Annotated in this window: 12 protein-coding genes; 2 read left to right on the top strand and 10 right to left on the bottom strand. The window is 72.7% G+C overall.

Annotated features, from left to right (window positions below):
- Window positions 1-14: 14 nt before the first annotated feature.
- The 3 genes from ACGFH9_RS27430 to recN all read right to left on the bottom strand — a co-directional run bounded on the left by ACGFH9_RS27430 (window position 15) and on the right by recN (window position 4,039).
- Window positions 15-956 carry a copper transporter gene (locus ACGFH9_RS27430; RefSeq protein WP_393224725.1) on the bottom strand — a complete coding sequence of 314 codons (942 nt, stop codon included), beginning with the start codon at window positions 954-956 and terminating at the stop codon, window positions 15-17.
- Window positions 957-983: 27 nt separating this feature from the next.
- Window positions 984-2,162: a putative cytokinetic ring protein SteA gene (gene steA / locus ACGFH9_RS27425; RefSeq protein WP_393224722.1), complete on the bottom strand. Its 1,179-nt coding sequence runs from the start codon at window positions 2,160-2,162 to the stop codon at window positions 984-986.
- Between the two features lie 119 nt (window positions 2,163-2,281).
- On the bottom strand, window positions 2,282-4,039 hold the full coding sequence (gene recN / locus ACGFH9_RS27420) for a DNA repair protein RecN (protein ID WP_393224719.1): 1,758 nt from the start codon (window positions 4,037-4,039) through the stop codon (window positions 2,282-2,284).
- 102 nt (window positions 4,040-4,141) lie between these two features.
- Between recN and ACGFH9_RS27415 the strand changes: the two genes are divergently transcribed.
- On the top strand, window positions 4,142-5,164 hold the full coding sequence (locus ACGFH9_RS27415) for a helix-turn-helix domain-containing protein (protein ID WP_393224716.1): 1,023 nt from the start codon (window positions 4,142-4,144) through the stop codon (window positions 5,162-5,164).
- Between the two features lie 81 nt (window positions 5,165-5,245).
- On the opposite strand, the gene ACGFH9_RS27410 is transcribed toward ACGFH9_RS27415, so the two are convergent.
- From ACGFH9_RS27410 to ACGFH9_RS27390, 5 genes are all read right to left on the bottom strand, one after another.
- Window positions 5,246-8,962, bottom strand: coding sequence for a S8 family serine peptidase (locus ACGFH9_RS27410; RefSeq protein ID WP_393224714.1), 3,717 nt, complete (start codon window positions 8,960-8,962; stop codon window positions 5,246-5,248).
- 155 nt (window positions 8,963-9,117) lie between these two features.
- Window positions 9,118-10,002 carry an NAD kinase gene (locus tag ACGFH9_RS27405; RefSeq protein WP_355248448.1) on the bottom strand — a complete coding sequence of 295 codons (885 nt, stop codon included), beginning with the start codon at window positions 10,000-10,002 and terminating at the stop codon, window positions 9,118-9,120.
- Window positions 10,003-10,087: 85 nt separating this feature from the next.
- Window positions 10,088-10,942, bottom strand: a complete 855-nt coding sequence (locus tag ACGFH9_RS27400) for a TlyA family RNA methyltransferase (RefSeq protein ID WP_393224711.1) — start codon at window positions 10,940-10,942, stop codon at window positions 10,088-10,090.
- 36 nt (window positions 10,943-10,978) lie between these two features.
- Window positions 10,979-11,257, bottom strand: a complete 279-nt coding sequence (locus ACGFH9_RS27395; RefSeq protein WP_393224709.1) for a hypothetical protein — start codon at window positions 11,255-11,257, stop codon at window positions 10,979-10,981.
- On the bottom strand, window positions 11,254-11,910 hold the full coding sequence (locus ACGFH9_RS27390) for a hypothetical protein (RefSeq protein ID WP_393224707.1): 657 nt from the start codon (window positions 11,908-11,910) through the stop codon (window positions 11,254-11,256). Before ACGFH9_RS27390 ends, ACGFH9_RS27395 begins: the two co-directional genes overlap by 4 nt.
- A 110-nt stretch (window positions 11,911-12,020) precedes the next feature.
- Here ACGFH9_RS27390 and ACGFH9_RS27385 point away from each other — a divergent pair, with 110 nt between their 5' ends.
- Window positions 12,021-12,359, top strand: coding sequence for an SCP2 sterol-binding domain-containing protein (locus ACGFH9_RS27385; RefSeq protein ID WP_393224704.1), 339 nt, complete (start codon window positions 12,021-12,023; stop codon window positions 12,357-12,359).
- 98 nt (window positions 12,360-12,457) lie between these two features.
- Here ACGFH9_RS27385 and ACGFH9_RS27380 read toward each other — a convergent pair whose 3' ends face one another.
- Together ACGFH9_RS27380 and ACGFH9_RS27375 are read right to left on the bottom strand one after the other, a co-directional pair.
- Complete coding sequence (locus ACGFH9_RS27380) at window positions 12,458-13,483, bottom strand: HAD-IIA family hydrolase (protein ID WP_393224702.1); 1,026 nt, start codon at window positions 13,481-13,483, stop codon at window positions 12,458-12,460.
- The gene (locus ACGFH9_RS27375) at window positions 13,480-14,427 is read right to left on the bottom strand and encodes a Replicase polyprotein 1ab (protein ID WP_393224790.1); all 948 of its coding nucleotides are present in this window, start codon (window positions 14,425-14,427) and stop codon (window positions 13,480-13,482) included. Before ACGFH9_RS27375 ends, ACGFH9_RS27380 begins: the two co-directional genes overlap by 4 nt.
- Between the last annotated feature and the right edge of the window lie 474 nt (window positions 14,428-14,901).

Here is a 14,901-nt window from a genome sequence, read left to right as displayed (position 1 = left end):
GGTACGTCGTTCGCTCACTGGGGCAGTCTAGGCAGCAGGGACGCGGCGTTGTCGCCGACGCCGTACTGGCCGGCCTTCTTCTCGGTGAGTTGCTGCACCAGGGCCAGGCTGGTGACCAGTTGACCCTGCACGGTGTTGGCGTTGTCGACGGTCGAGATGGTCTGCGACAGCACCGGGTCACCCCGGACCACGGACACCACGTTGTCGCCAGCGGAGCCGTTGCCGCCCACCACGATCGCCCCGGTCCGGTCGAACTGTTCGGCGATCTTGACGACCGACTCGTCCCGCTTCTCGGAGTCCTTGTCGACGTACGGCTGGCCGCTGACCACGACGACCGCCTCCGCCGGGCCGGTGACCTTGTTGTTGTCGGTGGTCAGGTAGCCGGCGTTGTTGTACGCGGCGAGCACCGCCCGCCGGTCGGCGTCGCTGACCGGGGCGGTGCCCTGGGCCCGCTCCAGCAGGACGCTGGCCAGCAGCGCGCTGGACGTCTCCACGCCGTGTCCGTTGCCCGGCAGGCCGGTGGTCTGCGCGGTCGGGCGGGCGGCGGTGACGGCCAGCTCCAGCAGGTTGGAGTTGTTGTCCGGGTTGAGGAACTTGTCCTGCAGGTCGACCCGGCCGGTGATGGTGGCGCCGGCCTGCTGGAGCTTCTTGAGCACGCCCTCGGTGTGGTCGCGCCCGTTGGGCAGGCTGAGCACCACCACCCGGCGTCCGCTGAGGGTGCCCGGCAGGACGACCTGGGACATCTCCTCGGCGAACTCCTCCTCCAGGCCGAGTTGCTTCTCCATGTTGGCGACCTGCTGACGCCACTGCTGGTTGTCCTTGCGCAGCCCGGTGACCTGCTGCTTGAGCGAGTCGGCGACCGGGCCGTTGAGGGCGGCTGTGCCGACCACCAGGCCGATCGCCAGAGCCAGGAAGACCGCGGTGAGGGACACCACGTGGTAGCGGAAGTTGATCACGCTTACAGCCTCTTGATCGCTCGGGAACTAGAAGAGCCGGTACAGCTGGAACACGAAATTGTCCCACCACTCGGCGACCACACCCAGGTACGCCTTGCCGACCGTGGAGACCGCCACCGCCGAGGCCATCGCCGCGATCGCCGACAGCACCAGCAGCAGCAGCGACGAGCCGGAGATGCTCTGCCGGTAGAGCCGGCTCACGCCCTTGGCGTCGACCAGCTTGCCGCCGACCTTCAACCGGGTCAGGAACGTCGAGGCCATACCGCCGCGCCCCTTGTCCAGGAATTCGACGAGGGTGGCGTGGGTGCCGACCGCGACCAGCAGGGAGGCGCCCTTCTCGTCGGCCAGCAGCATCGCCAGGTCCTCGCTGGTCGCCGCGGCCGGGAAGGTGATCGCCGGGACGCCGAGCCCGTTGACCCGGGGCAGACCGGGCGCGCGCCCGTCGGGGTAGGCGTGCACGATCACCTCGGCGCCGCAGCGCAGCACGTCGTCGGTGACCGAATCCATGTCCCCGATGATCATGTCGGGGGTGTACCCGGCCTCGACCAGCGCGTCCGCGCCGCCGTCCACGCCGATCAGCACCGGCTTGAACTCCCGGATGTACGGGCGCAGCACGTCCAGGTCGGCCTTGTAGTCGTAACCGCGCACCACGATGAGGCAGTGCCGGCCCTGGATCTGGGTCTGGATGTCCGGTACGCCCACGCCGTCGAGCAGCAGGTCGCGTTCCTGGCGCAGGTAGTCCATCGTGTTGGCGGCGAACGCCTCCAACTGCACCGACAGCCCCTCCCGGGCGTCGGCCATCGCCTTGGCGACCGACTCGGCGTCCTGGAGTGCGCCGTGCGCCACCGGCTCCTCGCCGGCGAACACCGTGTTGCCCTCGATGCGTACCCGGTCGCCCTCGCGGATGCGCTCGAAGACGCCTTCGCCCAGATCGTCCAGGAGCGGGATGCCGGCGGCGATCAGCACCTCCGGCCCGAGGTTCGGGTAGCGCCCGGAGACGGACGGTTTGGCGTTGAGCACCGCGGCGACACCGACAGCGACCAACGAGTCGGCCGCCACCCGGTCCAGATCGACGTGGTCGATGACCGCGATGTCACCGGGACGAAGCCGGCCGACCAGGCGTTTCGTCCGGCGATCAAGGCGCGCGGTGCCGAGGACTCTGCCCGGTTCGGCGTTCCGGTTCCGGCGCAACGTGGGTAGACGCATCGTGACCATCCTGGCATGTGAGGCAGGCTTTTCTGTCGCGACATGCCTGAGCAGGGCCGCCTACCCAGGGAAGCACACGCCGGCGCGAGCCGGTGTGCTTGCGCCCACAATACGCGGCGTCACAACCGCCTCTCCTTCGCCGCGACCGCCAGAAGCTCCTCGGCGTGAGCGATACCCAGATCCGAATCGGGCAAACCGGCCAGCATGCGGGCCAGTTCCCGGGCGCGCTCGGTGTCCTCCACGACCCGAACGCCGCTGGTCGTCACCGCGCCGCCGGTGTCCTTCGCCACCACGAGATGCCGGTCGGCGAACGCGGCCACCTGCGGCAGGTGCGTGACGACCAACACCTGGTGGCTGCGGGCCAGCCGGGCCAGCCGGCGACCGATCTCCACCGCGGCCTGACCGCCGACCCCCGCGTCGACCTCGTCGAAGACGAGCGTCGGCGGGCCGCCCGAGCCGGCGAACACCACCTCGATGGCGAGCATCACCCGGGACAGCTCACCGCCCGAGGCGCCACGCTGCAACGGCAGCGAGGGCGCGCCCGGATGGGCCAGCAACCGCAACTCCACCTCGTCGCCGCCGTCGGCCGCGACGCCCACCTCGACGCCGTTGACCGTCAACGTCGGCTCGGACCGCCCCACCGGTCGAGGCAGCACGGCCACCTCGATCCGCGCGTGCGGCATCGCCAGCCCGGCCAGCTCGACGGTGACCTGGTCGGCGAAGCGGACCGCCGCCTCCTGCCGCGACACCGACACCCGGGCGGCCAGGTCGGCCACCTCCGCGGCCAACCGCTGCCCCTCCCGATCCAACTCGTCGAGCAGATCGTCGGAGGTGTCCAGGTCGGACAGTCGGGTGCGGGCCCGCTCGGCCCAGGCGACGACACCGTCGACGTCGTCGGCGTACTTGCGGGTCAACGTGCGCAACGCGGCCCGCCGCTCGTAGACGTGCTGCAGGCGTGCCGGGTCCGCGTCGAGCGTCGCCAGGTACGCCGACAGCTCCGCCGACACGTCGGTGACCAGGGTGGCCGCCTCCTCCAGGCGGGCCGCCAGCTCACCCAGCGCCGGGTCGGTGCCGGCCTGCGCCTCCAGGGTGCGCCGGGCCGTGCCGAGCAGCGACGCCGCGTCCGGTGTCTCGTCGGCCGCGTCCGCGCCGCCCGCCACGCACTGCTGGGCGAGCTGCGCGGCCGTCCGCAGACCCTCGGCGTGCTCCAGCCGCTGCGCCTCGGTCTTGAGGTCGTCGTCCTCGCCGGGCTGCGGGTCGACGCGGGTGATCTCGTCGAGGCCGAGCCGCAGCAGGTCGGCCTCCTGGCTGCGCTCGCGGGCGTTGCGCCGCCGGTCGGCCAGGTCGTCGACGATCCGCCGCCAACCGGTGTACGCCTCGCGCAGCGCGTCGAGCAGCTTCTCGTGCGCCGGCCCGGCGAACCGGTCCAGGGCGGCCCGCTGCTCGGCCGGACGTAGCAGCCGCAGCTGGTCGGACTGGCCGTGCACGGCCACCGCCTGCTCGCCGACCTCGCCGAGCATCGACACGGGCATGCTCCGGCCACCCAGGTGGGCCCGCGAGCGGCCCTCCACGGTCACCGTACGGCTCAGCAGCAGCGAGCCGTCCTCGTCGGGCTCGCCACCGGCGTCGCCGATCCGGGCGTGCACCGTGTCGGCGACGCGACCGGAGAGGCGCAGCCGCCCCTCGACCACGGCCCGTCCCGGCTGGGCACGCACCCGCCCGGCGTCGGCCCGCCCGCCGAAGAGCAGACCGAGGCCGGTGACCACCATCGTCTTGCCGGCACCGGTCTCGCCGGTGATGACGTTCATCCCGCCGGCCAACGGCAGGGTGGTGTCCTCGATGACGCCGAGTCCGGTGATGCGCAGCTCTTCCAGCACAGCACCCGACAGTAGACGCGAGGGCCGACACTTGACCAGCCGACGGGCCCCACCACCGGGTCCCGCTGCGGTCGGCACCCGTCCGACGTACAGTCTTGCCCCGTGTTGGACGTGATCGGCCTGACCCCCGCCGAGGAGGAGCTCTACCGCTGCCTGCTCCAGCTCACCACGGCCCGCCTCGACGAGTTGGCCGGTCGGCTGGGACGGCCCCGGGCGCAGGTCGTCGAGCAGGTCGAGGCATTGCGGGCCAAGGGTCTCGTGCAGCCCACCGACAACGACCCGGACGCCCCGCTGCGCCCGACCGCCCCGGACGTCGCCCTCGGCGCGACGTTGCTGCGCCGCCAGGAGGACCTGGAGGCCGCCCGCCGACGGGTCACCCAACTGGCCGAGGAGTACCGCTCCGGGCTGCGCCGCCACCACGTCGACCACCTGGTCGAGGTGATCCGCGGTGGCCGGATGCTGCGCGACCGGCTGCGTGACCTGCAGAACTCGGCCCGCGAGGAGGTGCTGTGGTTCTGCCGGGCCAACCCCCTCGCGATGGCCGGCCCGGAGAACGTCGAGGAGTTCGACGCCCTCGCCCGGGGGGTGCGCTACCGGGCCATCTACGAACGGGACCTGCTGCTCGAAGCCGGTGCGCTGGCCGACCTGGCCAAGGGGGTCGCCGCCGGTGAGCAGGCCCGTGTGCTGGACCGGCTGCCCGTCCGACTGGCCATCGTGGACGCCAGCGTCGCGGTCTGCGCGCTGGTGCCGGAGCGCGATGGCGGCGAGCCGAGTGCCGCGGTGATCGGCCGCAGCCAACTACTCGACGCACTGCTCGCCCTGTTCGAGAGCTACTGGCGGGTGGCCACCCAGCTACGGCTGGGGGAACCGCTCGCCGTCCCGGCAACCGGCGACGGACGCACGGGTCTGCCCGATCGCCCGTCCGGCGAGGGCTACCAGCCGGACGCCGACGAGGCGCGGCTGTTGTCGTTGTTCGTGGCTGGCGTACCGGACAAGTCCATCGCTTCCCAACTCGGGGTGAGCCGACGGACCGTGCAGCGACGCTTCGCCGACCTGATGGCCGCCGTCGGTGTGGACACCCGACCCGGACTTGCGTTCCAGGTCGCCCGCCGTGGTTGGCTGTGACCCCTTTCGGCGCGGCCGAGTGGATGTCGGCCGGTTACGCTGCCGGGGCGGGCCGGCGCCTGGCCGTCCCGCCCCGGCCGGTCAGCGCAGCCCGTACGCCCGGAGCACCGTCTGGTCGATGGTGTTCCCGGCCCGGTCGGCGGCGTGCACCCGCAGCGACACCGTTCCCCGCCCGGCGGGCACGATCGCGGTGTACCGGGTGCCCGATCCCTTCGTCGGCACGTTGCGCCAGGTGACGCCGTCGTCGAAGGAGACCTGCAGCGAGATGCTGGTGCCCTTCGGGCCGGTCACCCCGCCCGGCTGGCGCAGGGTCACGCCCAGCTGGTGCGGCCGGTGGCCGTTCACCGTGCTGAACAGGTCGGCCGGCACCTGGTAGTCCACCTGCAGCAGCGGCAGCGGCGTGGCGGCTTCGCCCGCCGGTCGGGCCGAGCTGAACCCCCAGGCCGTGTCCGTACGGGTGCCGTAGCGCCACTCCGCCGAAGACCGCCTCGTGCTCAGGTCCAGCCGGTAGCGGGCGCGACCCGCGGTCGTGAGCACCGGGGTCCACCCACCGGACAAGTCGGCGATCTGCTGCCCGTTCCGGCTGAGCCGAGCCTCGACGGCGTCCACCTCGTCACTCGCGCCAGCCACGCCGTAGTGGCCCTCGGCGTCGACGAACTCCGCCATCCGCAGGTCCATCGTGTCCCCGGTACGCGTGGGTGCCAACCCGCCGCGGCCGGCCGGCACGGCCGGCCGGATCACCGGGGCGTGCCAGGTCTCCGACTCTTGGACGTCGCCTGCGTACTGCCGAGGTTGTTGGGTCAGGCCGCCGGTCAGACCCCCCCAACTACTGGCCATGACCTTGTGCATGACCTGGTGCTGCCACCAGTTGTCGTCGGCGCCGACGAACTCCTGGCGGGTGGTCCCGGCACGGACGAACCGCTGGGCGTCCTCGACGGCGGACTCCTGCCACGGACGCCACCCGAACCGCTGCTCGCTGACCCACTCGCCACCGACGCCCCCGTAGCGGGTCGTCACCTCGGCGGTGTTCCGAGCGGTGACCTTGTACAAGATCCGCTCCGGGATGCGGTTCTTGGAGACCTGCCACACGTCGTACAGGTAGGGGCTCTCCACGGTCAGCTTCAGGTTCAACGTCGTACGACGCTTACGGACCGCGGCGATGATCTTCTGCCCGTCGTCGTACCCCACGACGAGCCCCGGAATGGGCATCCGATCACCGTCGTGCTGCCACGACGTCCACGGGCTCTGGTCGGCCGGCCGCACGATGAGTGCCACCCTCGCCCCGGCGGCGGCCGCCGCCGCGACCTGGTCCTCCTCGGAGGTGTCCGGCTTGGCGGTGAGCAGCGCCGCGGCGCCACGCACGCCGGCCAACTCGGCGGCGGTGCCAGTGCCGGCCCAGACCAGCGGCAGCTTCTGCCGGTCGGTTGGCCCGGGCGAGTAGCCCATCAGGTTGATGTTCAGTGCCGCGGTGACCCCGCTGATCCGGGCGTCCACCATCGGCGCGACCAACTGCCAACGGGAAGCGAACTCGAACTCACCCTCGGTGACCGGGAGGGTCGGCGTAACGTTGACCTGCTGGATCGTGCTGTAGGTCACCACACCGAAGTCGACCTTCCGGCCGTTGCCGAAGACCCGGTGCTGCATGAAGCTGATCATCGAATGCTGTTCGGAGGGCTTGGGTGTCTCGATCCGCACCGGCGTGCCCTTGCGCGGATCGAGCACGACGGTGAGATCCCGGTCGACCAACAGTTCCGGGTTGGTGACCAGGGTGATCTGCTCGTCCAGTGGAGCCCCGTGCTCGACCAGCGCCGCAACCGCGTACGAACCCTCCTCGACCTGTAGCTGAATTTCGCCGCCGACGACGCCGGTCCAGTCCGACTCGGGTTGCTCACCGGCGAGACTGAACGCCAACGAGACGCCCGGCTGCCCCTGCATGTCCAGCACCCGTGCCGTCAGGGTGTGCAACGGGTTGCTGAGCGTGAGGGCGACAGCGGTACGCACCACCACACCGTTCGTGCCGGTGGCCACCAACGATCCGCTGTGCAGACCCCGGGCCATCTTCGCCGGGTCGGCGCGCAGCGGCACGGCGACGCTGCCGCCGGCCGGCACGGTCACCTGGGTGACGCCGACCGAAACCCCATCGGTCTCGGGCTCATGGCTGTCGAGGTTGCGCAGGTCCAGGGTCAGCCGTAGGGCCTGCGGGACGGCGGTCCCGTTGGTGTACGTCACCGTCCGCTCGATCGTCGCACCACCGACATTGAGCCGGCCGAAGTCGGCGGTGGCTGAGGAGTACACCCGCTGGCCGAGCGCCCGAGCCACGTCGACGCGGCCGGTGCCCTGCTCGAAGACGGTGAGCGCCTCGTTCGACTTCGTGGTGCTCACCAGCGCGTCCTTGAGTCTGCCCGCCGCCCAGTCGGGATGTTCCTGGGCGAGGATCGCCGCCGCTCCGGACACGTGCGGCGTGGCCATCGAGGTGCCGGACGCGGCCGTGTAATCGTCGTCCACCGGCGTACCCATGGTGGTGCCGGCGGCCCGCGCGGCGATGATGCCGACGCCCGGCGCGGTGATTTCCGGCTTCAGGCCGTTGTCACCGATCCGGGGGCCTCGGCTGGAGAACCCCGCCAGGTTGTCGTCGCGGTCCACGGCACCGACAGTGAGCGCCGCGGCAGCCGCGCCGGGAGAACCGATGGTGCGCGCCGTACCCTCGTTGCCGGCGGCGATCACAAACAGCGCGCCGGTCTCGGCGGTCAGGTCGTTGACTGCCATGCTCACCGGGTCGGTGCCGTCGGTCGCATCGCCGCCGAGGCTCATGCTGACCACCCGCGCACCCGCATGGGCGGCCCATTCCATGCCCGCGATGGTGGACGAGTCTGAGCCGAAACCAGCATCGTTGAGCACCTTGCCGACCAGCAGTCGCGCTCCGGGGGCGACGCCTTTGCGCAGCCCTCCCGAAGCAGCGCCACTGCCGGCGATGGTGGCCGCCACGTGAGTGCCGTGGCCGTGCCCGTCACGGGCGCTGCCGCTGTCCGAGAAGTCCCGCATCTCCGCGATCCGGCCCGCCAGGTCCGGATGGGTGGCGTCGACGCCGGTGTCGAGCACCGCCACCTTCACACCGGTGCCGTCCCGGCCGGCGCTCCACGCCGTCGGGGCACCGATCTGCGGCACACTGTGCTCCAGCGTCGGACGGACCTTTCCGTCCAGCCAGATCTGGGCGACACCGGCACCGAGCTTGGCTTGCTCACCGACGGCGGCCCGCTGTCCGGGAGTGCCGCGCAGCGTCGTCCACACGCGACCGAGGTCACTTCTCGCGATCCGTAGCGCAGCCCCGTTGATGCTCGCCAAGGGACGCGCGTCGGTGGCGCCGGCCAGTGCACGGACCCGGCCGCCGGCTGGCTCCCGATAGCGGACGATCAACGGCAACGCGCTCTGCGCCGCATCGCCGTACCCGTCGGCGGCCAACTTCTGCACGTCGAACAGATGAGGGTCGAGTGCCCCCGTGGAAAGGTAGGGCATGACGTCGCTCGGAAGTACCCGCAGTCCGCCATCGACCTCGATCGTCTCGAAGGTGATCCGGTCCCGACCGGGGCCGGGGCGGACGTTGACGCCGACGCGGCCGGGTGCCGCCTGCACCAGGTCGATCTGGTCGCCGGTGACCAGGGTGATGCGAACGGGCGCACCGCCCGGAGCTGACGTCCCCGGAGTCGGCGCGGTAGAGCCGTTGGGCGGGTCGGCGGACGCCGGTGCGGCGACGCCGAGCACCAGCGCGCCGACGGTGAGCCAGCGTGCGAACCAGTGCATTTGAGTGCTCCTCTACTCCTTGAGGCCCGCCATCCGCAGATGAGGGCCATCCGGAGTTTGCGACGAACCTGTTACGGCTCAGCACTCGTCGGCTGCCGCAGCAGTGACATGTCGTCAGGTGGCCAATGGCCGTTTACCGGCGGTAGTCCACCCGGTCACCGGCGGCTGCCCCGCCACCCGTGCACCGGCAGGCCGAACTTGGCGACCAGCCGGTCGGTGAACGGACGCGCACGCAGCCGGACGATGCGCACCGGCAGGGCGCCTCGACGCACCGTCACCCGGGCGCCGGGCGGCAGGTCGTAGACCCGCCGGCCGTCGCAGGCGAGCACGGCGAGGGTCGTGAACGGGTCCACGGTGATCACGAACGTCGACGTGGGTGCGGTGACCAGGGGCCGGCTGAACAACGCGTGCGCGCTGATCGGCACCAGCAGCAGGGCCTCCACCTCCGGCCAGACCACCGGGCCGCCGCCGGAGAACGCGTACGCGGTGGAACCGGTGGGGGTGGCGCAGACCACGCCGTCGCAGCCGTAGCGGGACAGCGGGCGGCCGTCCACGTCAACGAGGAGTTCGAGCATCTGCGCCCGTTCGCCCTTCTCGACGCTGATCTCGTTGAGCGCCCACGACTCGATGGTCGGGCCACCGTCGAACTCGGCCGTGACGTCGAGCGTCAGCCGCTCGTGCACCGTGTAGTTGCGCTCGACGACGTCCCGGACCGCGTGGTCCAGATCGTTGATCTCCGCCTCGGCGAGGAAACCCACCTTGCCGAGGTTGATGCCGAGCAGTGGCGCCTTCGCCGGGCGGGCCAGCTCGGCGGCGCGCAGGAAGGTGCCGTCCCCACCGAGCGCGAAGACGATCTCGGCGCCCTCGGCGGCCTCGGGGCCGGCGACCGGAACCGTCCCGGGCAGGTCGAGGTCCTCGGCCTCCTCGGCGACCACCCGCACCTCGAAGCCCGCAGCGATGAGGTCGGCGGCGACCGACCGGGCGTGCTCGGTGCTGCGCCGACGGCCGGTGTGCGTCACCAGCAGCGCGGTGCGGCTCATCGGGTCGGCCGCCCGTCCGCCGCCGGACGGCACGCCGCCGCACCGGCACGTCCGCGTACCCTCGTGCGCCGCTCGCTGTACGCGTTCACCCTGCGACCTCCTCCGCCGCCACGCCCGGCACGTCGCCGGCCGTCGTCGGACCGTCCGGCCCGGCGTCCACCACGGCCCGCACCCGCAGCGGGTCTGCCGCCGGCGCGCCCCGGCGCAACCATACGAAGAACTCGACGTTGCCGCTGGGCCCCGGCAGCGGGCTGGCCGCCACGTCCGCCAACCCGAGGCCGAGCTGCGCCGCCGCGCCGGCCACGTCGAGCACCGCCTCGGCACGCAGCGCCGGGTCACGGACCACGCCGCCCGTCCCGACCCGCTCCTTGCCCACCTCGAACTGCGGCTTCACCATCAGCGCCAGGTCACCGTCGTCACGGGTGCAGCCGGCCAACGCCGGCAGCACCAGCCGCAACGAGATGAACGACAGGTCGGCCACCGTCAGGTCGACCGGACCGCCGATCGCATCCGGGACGAGGGTACGGACGTTGGTGCGTTCCAGGACCCGGACGCGCTCGTCGGTGCGCAGGGACCAGGCGAGCTGCCCGTAGCCGACGTCGACGGCCACCACCTCGGCGGCGTCGGCGCGCAGCAGCACGTCGGTGAAGCCCCCGGTCGAGGCGCCCGCGTCCAGGCAGCGCCGCCCGGCGACGCGCAGGCCCCCGAACGCGGCCAGCGCACCGGCGAGCTTGTGCCCGCCCCGGGAGACGTACTCCCGGGTCGGGTCCTCGCCGGTGACCAGCAGCGGGTCGGCGGGGTCGACCATCGCGGCGGCCTTGCGCGCGGGTACGCCGCGCAGCTGGACCCGGCCGGCCTCGACCAGCGCGGCGGCCTGCTCACGGGAGCGGGCCAGCCCGCGACGGACGAGTTCGGCGTCCAGCCGGTTGCGACGTGCCATGGGTGTTTCTCCGGTCTGTCGGGCGGGTCGCCCTGCTCAGGTCTGGTCGATGGTGGCGAGGGTCTCGCGCAGAGTCTCGTAGGCCGCCTGGTACTGCGCGATCTGGTCTGCTGGTGCGAGCGCCGCCGCGTTGTCCATGGCCCGCACGGCCGCGTCGACCGCCGGGTGACCGGCCGCGTCGTCGGCGGCGACCGCCGGATCGGGCGGCGGGCCCGGGCGGGGACCGGCCGGTGGGCTCGGCCGGGCCGCGAACGACCCGGGCGACGGGCCGGGCCGGAAGCCCCCGGACGGGCCGGGGCGGGCGCCCTCGCTCACGACTCACCGTCCGGGCGGCGCTTGCGGACGGCCTTCTTCGCCGGCATCACCGCCGGAGTCGGGGTGTCGTCAGGCGTGACAGGCGTCGGGGCGTCGGGGCCGGTCCGGCTGATCGTCGCGGGCGGCTTCCTGGCGATGGCCTTCTTCGCGACGGCCTTCTTGGCGATCGCCTTCTTCGCGACGGGCGCGGCGACCTTCTTCGCGACGGGCGCTCCGGCGGGGCCGTCCGACGGCACCAGGCCACCGCCGGGCTGCGCCGCGCTGGTCGGGTCCGGCTGCGGCGCGGGCCGCTCGGTGGGCGTGGCCGGCTCCGGGGTGGAGTGGGCCGCCGGGCCGACGGGCGGCTCGGTGGCGCGCGCCTCGCGCAGTTGCCGTTCCAGGTCGCGTACCCGCCGGGTCAGCTCAGCCACCTCGTCGGCCGTCGCCAGACCGACCGCGCCGAGGGCCCGGTCGACCTCGAAGCGGACCAGCTTGGTCAACGCCTCCCGGTTGGCGGCGCTGGTGCTGACCAGCTCCTCACCGAGCGCCTGTAGCTGGGCCGCGGTCGCCCCGCCCGTGCCGACGAGACGACGCACCGCGTCCTGGGCCTTCTTCCGGGGCGCCTCCGCCAGGCCCAGGGCCAGTTCGAGGTAGGCGCGCCACGCGTCCTGCATGCCTTCGTCCTTCCATGGGCGGGGTCTGCAGGTGTCACGCTACCGGGCACCCCGGACTGTCCTGTGCGGTACGGTGCCGGGGACGGCGTGGCGATCGGCGAGGGGGACATGTGGCCAGCGTGGACGAGTGCCGGCAGGCGTTGCGGGAGCTGGCCGCCAGGTTGGACCGCAACGCCGAGACGGTCCGTGAGCGCATCGACCTGGAGCGCACCCTTGCCTGCCGGATCACCGACCTGGACACGGCCTTCCACGGACGGATCAGCGGTGGCCGGCTGGTCGAGCTGGCCGACGGCGACGACCCGAAGGCCAAGATCGCGCTGAGCACGTCCAGCGACGACCTTCTCGCCCTGGTCCGCGGCGACCTCGACGTCACCAGGGCGGTCACCTCCCGCCGGGTGTCGATCAAGGCCAACCCGTTCGACCTGATGAAGCTGCGCAAGCTGCTCTAGACGGACGCGCCCCACCGCACACGTGAGGCGGCCGGCCGCACGCGTCGGTGGCTGGTCTCATGGCTCCGCGGCCGGCCCTCACGTGTTGGTGGCCGGCCTCAGGCGTCGGTTGCCAGCCCGAAGCTCTTCAGGGCGGCGGTCGCGTCCGGGCCCACCGGGCGGATCGTCGGCACGGTCGGGGTAGCCCAGGCCGCCGCGCACAGAGCAGCCAGCGCGTCCAGCGCCCGGCCGTCGCCGGCCAGCTCCAGCGTCCCGTCGCGGTCCGTCACGGACCACCCGCCGGCGTCCGTCGGGCCCGGGACCCGCACCGCCGCCTCCGGGTCGAAGAGCCCTGCCAGGTCCCGCGCGACGTACGTGGGCCGCCGCCGTGGCTCAGCCGCGAGCAGCTCCGGTACGCCACTGACACCGGTGAGGACGAGCAGACTGTCCAGCTCCGCTCGGCGGGCACCCTCGATGTCGGTGTCCAGCCGGTCCCCGACGACAAGCGCTCTTGCACCGTCGCCGCGCCGGGCAGCAGTCTCGAACAGTGCCGACTCGGGCTTGCCGACGACCAGGTCCGGATCCCGCTCCAGGGCGGTCCGCAGCACCGCAACCAGTGACCCGTTGCCCGGCAGCGGACCACGGGCGCTGGGCAGCGTCCGGTCGGTGTTGGTGGCGACCCAGATCGCGCCGGCCCGCACCGCGACCGACGCCTCGGCCAGCTCGGCCCAACCGACCTGCGGGCCGTAGCCCTGCACCACCGCGGCCGGGTTCTCGTCGGCGCGGCTGACCGGGTTCAGCCCGACCGCGCGCAGCTCGGCGCGCAGCGCCTCCGCACCGACCACCAGCACCGGCGCGCCCTTCGGCAGCCGGTCCCGCAGCAACTCGGCCGCCGCCGCAGCGGAGGTGAGGACCTCCTCCGGCCGCGCCGGCACGCCCATTCCCGTCAGCAGGTCGGCGACGTCGCTGGATCGGCGTGAGGCGTTGTTGGTCGCGTACGCCACCGTCCGCCCCTCGGCGTGCAGCCGGGCCACCGCGTCGACGGCGCCGGGAATCGGCCGGTCGATCAGGTAGATCACCCCGTCCAGGTCGAAGACGACCAGGCCGTACCCGTCGATCAGCCGATTCCCGGCGTCCGCGCTCACCGCTGCGTCGACTCCGACTCGTCGCCCCGGGTGGGGGCGGTTCCGTCGCCGCTCACCGCGCCGCCACCGTCGCCGGCGGGCGTGGTCGGGGCGGCATCTTCCGGGTCCGGATCGCGGACGTCGTCGTCACCGTCGACATCCTCGGCGTCGGCGTCCTGCGTCGAGCGGCCGGTGACGTCGTCGAGGACGGCGTCCTCAGCGTCGACGACGCCGTCTTCGTCGTCGTCGAAGTCCTCGTCGTCGGAGTCGTCCTCGTCGTCCTCGTCCTCGTCGTCGTCTGCGGCCAGGTCCGTGTCCGGCTGGGCCGGCACGGAACCAGGCGCATCCGGGCCGGCGGCGATCTCCTCGGTCTCGTCCTCGTCGTCACCCTCGATGAGGACGCCGTCGAGTTCGAGCAGCCGCTCGGCGGCGTCGGTCTCGCCCTCGGTGTCCACGTCGGCGGCGCGGGAGAACCACTCACGGGCCTCCTCACGCCGACCCACGGCGAGCAGCGCGTCGGCATACGCGTACCGAAGTCGCGCCGTCCACGGTGCCGTCGCCTCGTTGGTCAGGTCGGGCACCTGAAGCATCGCTACCGCGGCGTCCTTCTGGCCGAGATCACCACGCGCCCCGGCGGCGACGATCAGCAGCTCGATCGCGACGGCCTGGTCCAGCTTCGCCTGGTCAGCCCCGCGGAACAGGTCGATGGCCCGTTCCGGCCGGCCAAGGGCCCGCTCACAGTCGGCGAGCACAGCCAGGTGGCTCTGCAAGCCGGTCATCCGGTGGTACGTCCGCAGCTCGGCGATGGCGGTCTGCCACTCCCCCGCGTGGTACGCGGCGAGGCCGACCGCCTCACGGACAGCGGAGATGCGCGAGGCGAGCCGCCGGGCGGCCAGCGCGTGCGCCAGCGCCTCGGCCGGATCCTCGTCGATCAGCTGACCGGTGGCGACCAGGTGCCGGGCCACGGTCTCGGCGACGGGCTTGTTCAGCGAGAGCAGCTCGGCGCGCACGTCCTTGTCGAGGTCGGTCGCGACGATGTCGTCCGGCAGTGCCGGGGCCCCAACGCGCCCGCCCTCGGACGACTCCGAGCCCGCGCCACGCTCGTCGCTGCGGTAGTCGCCCTCACGACGTGGCCGTTCGTCGGCCCGGAACCCACCGTCACGGTCGCCACCGCGGTAGCCACCCTCGCGACGGTCGCCACCGCGGAAGCCGCCCTCACGGGGCGCGTCACCCTGTCGACGGTCACCGCCACGGGAACCGCCGTCGCGGTCGCCGCCACGGAAGCCACCCTCACGCGGTGGACCGGAACGCCCACGATCGCCGCCACCCTGGTAGCCGCCCTCACGACGGTCACCGCCACGGGAACCGCCGTCGCGGTCGCCGCCACGGAAGCCACCCTCACGCGGTGGACCGGAACGCCCACGATCGCCGCCACCCTG

Origin of the sequence: Micromonospora sp. NPDC049102 (assembly GCF_043197485.1) — a bacterium.
Lineage (GTDB): Bacteria > Actinomycetota > Actinomycetes > Mycobacteriales > Micromonosporaceae > Micromonospora.
This window is presented reverse-complemented; position numbering and strand designations above follow the sequence as displayed.